This is a genomic window from Rahnella perminowiae (genome assembly GCF_019049695.1).
Classification (GTDB): Bacteria; Pseudomonadota; Gammaproteobacteria; order Enterobacterales; family Enterobacteriaceae; genus Rahnella; species Rahnella perminowiae.
The window spans coordinates 1-3,592 of the sequence record NZ_JAFMOT010000122.1 but is presented as its reverse complement, the minus strand read 5'-3'; the positions used below and the strand labels follow the sequence as shown (position 1 = coordinate 3,592).

Sequence of the window (3,592 nt, the reverse complement as noted above, 5' to 3'; positions counted from 1 at the left end):
CGCTTTCCTCATTCAGTGTCAACCGTTTATTTCATCCGGTTGCCGCTGTTTTTAATCTTTCCGACCCGGTCACTTCGTGATGTTGTTCACGTTGTTCCCTGTCGATGGAGCGGCATTATAGGGAGTTGGATTTTAATGGCAAGCGAATAAATACAGTTTTATTTCGTTTGCCGTTTTTTTATCCAGAAGACGTTATTTATGGCCTTTTGCTATAAAGGAAGGCAATGCGGCAAGGCTTTCCAGTACCGCATCGGCGGCATTTTCACTTACGGAGGTTACGGGCTTGCCGGTACGCACTAAAATCTTATGCCCCACCCCCGCAGCGGCAGCTGCCTGCATATCCTCCAGTTTGTCGCCCACCATATAAGAAGAAGCCATATCAATGCCCAGTTCTTCTTTGGCCGTCAAAAACATCCCGGGTTGCGGCTTACGGCAATCACAAACCTGAGTAAACTCTTTAATGGATCCTTCCGGATGATGCGGGCAGAAATAGATACCATCGAGATCAACCCCGCGATCGGCAAGCGACCAGTCCATCCACTCTGTCAGCGTCATAAACTGATCTTCAGTAAATTTGCCACGTGCGATACCGGACTGGTTGGTAACCAGTACCAGTAAAAAGCCCATCTCTTTTAATTTAAGACAAGCATCAATGACCCCGTCGATGAACTGGAAGTCATCGATTTCATGTACATAACCGTGATCGACATTCAGAGTGCCATCACGGTCAAGAAAGATTGCTGAAACTGGTTGTGCCACGAATTTGCTCCTGATGGCTGATTAACGGCGCCAGTATCGCATGTTTTCAATGTCTGTGAGAATGCTAACCTGGTTGACTTAGACGTCTAGACGCCTTAGCATCCACACCATACTACGGAGAAGACCTCCGCAGAGTTAAATTCACCACGTCACGGCAAAAAGACAGAATAAAAAAATATGATTAAACTTTCTAACATCACCAAGGTTTTCCAGCAGGGTTCGCGCCAGATTGTCGCGCTCTCTGACGTGAGTCTTCACGTCCCTGCCGGACAAATTTATGGCGTCATCGGCTCTTCCGGCGCGGGGAAAAGTACTTTAATCCGATGCGTGAATTTGCTGGAGCGCCCGACTGAAGGCCAGGTATTGGTCGATGGTCAGGATCTGATGTCCTTTTCAGAGAAAGCACTTACCCGTGCACGCCGACAGATTGGCATGATTTTTCAGCACTTCAATTTGCTGTCGTCACGTACCGTTTTTGGCAACGTTGCTTTGCCACTGGAACTCGACAATCTGTCTTCAGCCGCGATTAAAAAGCGCGTCTCTGAACTGCTGAGTCTGGTCGGATTAGAAGATAAGCATGATGCCTATCCTGCCAATCTTTCCGGTGGACAAAAACAACGCGTAGCGATTGCCCGTGCGCTGGCCAGTAATCCAAAAGTATTGCTCTGTGATGAAGCGACCAGCGCACTGGATCCGGCCACAACCCGCGCAATCCTGGAATTGCTGAAAGATATCAACCGCCGTCTGGGGCTCACGATTCTGCTGATTACCCATGAGATGGACGTCGTAAAACGCATTTGCGATCAGGTTGCCGTGATCAGCGATGGCAAACTGATTGAGCAGGATAAAGTGAGCGAGATGTTCTCACATCCTAAGACTCCGCTTGCCCAGCAGTTTATTCAGTCAACATTGCACCTGGATATTCCGGATGATTACGCCGTGCGTCTGTTGACCACGCCTGAAGCGGGTCGAGTGCCCTTATTACGGTTAGAATTTACCGGCCAGTCAGTGGATGCTCCGCTGCTTTCAGAAGCGGTCCGTCGCTTTGACATTAATAATAATATCATCAGTGCTCAGATGGATTATGCCGGTGGCGTGAAGTTCGGGATTATGCTGACAGAAATGCACGGTTCAGAAGAAAACACTCAGGCGGCAATTCGTTTCCTGCATGAGAATCAGGTGAAAGTAGAGGTACTCGGTTATGTCTGAGGCAATGATGTGGTTAATGGGCCGGGGTATCTGGGAAACGGTCATCATGACGCTAACCTCTGGCTTCTTTGGTTTTGTCCTGGGTCTGCCTTTTGGTGTGCTGTTATATGTCACCCGTCCGGGTCAGATTGCAGAAAATAAAAACGTCTATCGCGTGATGTCAGCGCTGGTGAATATTTTCCGTTCTATTCCTTTTATTATCTTACTGGTGTGGATGATTCCGTTCACCCGCATGATCGTCGGTACCTCTATCGGTTTGCAAGCAGCGATTGTTCCGCTGACTGTGGGTGCAGCACCGTTTATTGCCCGCATGGTTGAAAATGCTCTTTTGGAAATTCCAAGTGGTCTGGTAGAAGCCTCCCGCGCGATGGGGGCAACACCGATGCAAATCATCCGTAAAATTTTATTACCGGAAGCTCTGCCAGGATTGGTCAATGCAGCTACCATCACGCTGATCACCCTCGTAGGCTATTCTGCTATGGGTGGCGCAGTGGGTGCGGGTGGTTTGGGTCAAATCGGTTATCAGTATGGTTATATCGGTTATGACGCAACCGTGATGAATACGGTATTAGTCCTGTTAGTGGTTTTGGTGTATTTAATACAATTTTGTGGCGACCGCATTGTAAAAGCAGTCACACATAAATAAAAACAGCTGTAATAGCTACCCTGTGAATGATTTATATCCGTTTATTGAGGAAAGGACATGTCTAACAAATTCAAATCCATTGCCATTGTCGGCGCGCTTCTGGGATCGCTGGCTTTAGTCGGCTGCGGGCCAAAAGAACAAGATCCAAACCATATCAAAGTGGGTGTGATTGTCGGTTCTGAACAGCAAGTGGCAGAAGTTGCACAGAAAGTAGCTAAAGAAAAATACGGCCTTGACGTTGAGCTGGTGACTTTCAATGATTACGTTTTGCCTAACGAAGCACTGAGCAAAGGCGACATTGATGTTAATGCCTTCCAGCATAAGCCTTATCTTGATCAACAGATCAAAGATCGCGGTTACAAACTGGTGCCGGTCGGTAACACATTCGTTTACCCAATCGCCGGATACTCTAAAAAAATCAAATCTATTGATGAACTGAAAGATGGCGATCAGATTGCGTTGCCAAACGACCCGACTAACCTTGGTCGTTCTTTGCTGCTGCTGCAAAAACAAGGTCTGATCAAACTGAAAGACGGTGTTGGCTTGCTGCCGACTGTTCTGGATGTGACCGAGAATCCTAAAAATCTGAAACTGGTCGAACTTGAAGCCCCACAACTGCCACGTTCACTGGATGATGCCAAAATCGCTCTGGCCATTATCAATACCACCTATGCCAGCCAGATAAACCTGACGCCGGAGAAAGACGGTATCTTCGTAGAGGATAAAGAATCTCCATACGTGAACCTGATCGTGGCACGTGAAGATAACAAAGATGCTGAAAACGTGAAGAAATTTGTTCAGGCTTACCAGTCTGATGAAGTGAACGCTGCAGCAAATAAAATCTTCAACGGCGGCGCAGTAAAAGGTTGGTAATTGTCCGAAATCAGGAACGTTACGTTTCTCCTGACTATTCATTTATAAGATAGTAGATTCGCAAATACATCTTTTCATAAATAAATAACAAGGCGGGCATATGCC

At 47.1% G+C, this 3,592-nt stretch carries 4 protein-coding genes; 3 read left to right on the top strand and 1 reads right to left on the bottom strand.

Annotation, left to right across the window (positions count from 1 at the left end; genetic code table 11):
* Positions 1-192: 192 nt before the first annotated feature.
* Positions 193-759, bottom strand: a complete 567-nt coding sequence (gmhB, locus tag J1781_RS00725) for a D-glycero-beta-D-manno-heptose 1,7-bisphosphate 7-phosphatase (protein ID WP_217137760.1) — start codon at positions 757-759, stop codon at positions 193-195.
* A gap of 177 nt (positions 760-936) precedes the next feature.
* On the opposite strand from gmhB, the gene metN reads away from it, so the two are divergent.
* The 3 genes from metN to J1781_RS00710 are packed head-to-tail and all read left to right on the top strand — an operon-like array spanning position 937 to position 3,487.
* Positions 937-1,968, top strand: a complete 1,032-nt coding sequence (gene metN, locus J1781_RS00720; protein WP_129955001.1) for a methionine ABC transporter ATP-binding protein MetN — start codon at positions 937-939, stop codon at positions 1,966-1,968.
* Positions 1,961-2,614, top strand: a complete 654-nt coding sequence (locus J1781_RS00715; RefSeq protein ID WP_015696115.1) for a methionine ABC transporter permease MetI — start codon at positions 1,961-1,963, stop codon at positions 2,612-2,614. Before metN ends, J1781_RS00715 begins: the two co-directional genes overlap by 8 nt.
* A 57-nt stretch (positions 2,615-2,671) precedes the next feature.
* Positions 2,672-3,487 (top strand): MetQ/NlpA family lipoprotein, encoded by an 816-nt coding sequence (locus tag J1781_RS00710; RefSeq protein ID WP_129955000.1) that lies wholly within the window; start codon positions 2,672-2,674, stop codon positions 3,485-3,487.
* Positions 3,488-3,592 lie beyond the last annotated feature (105 nt).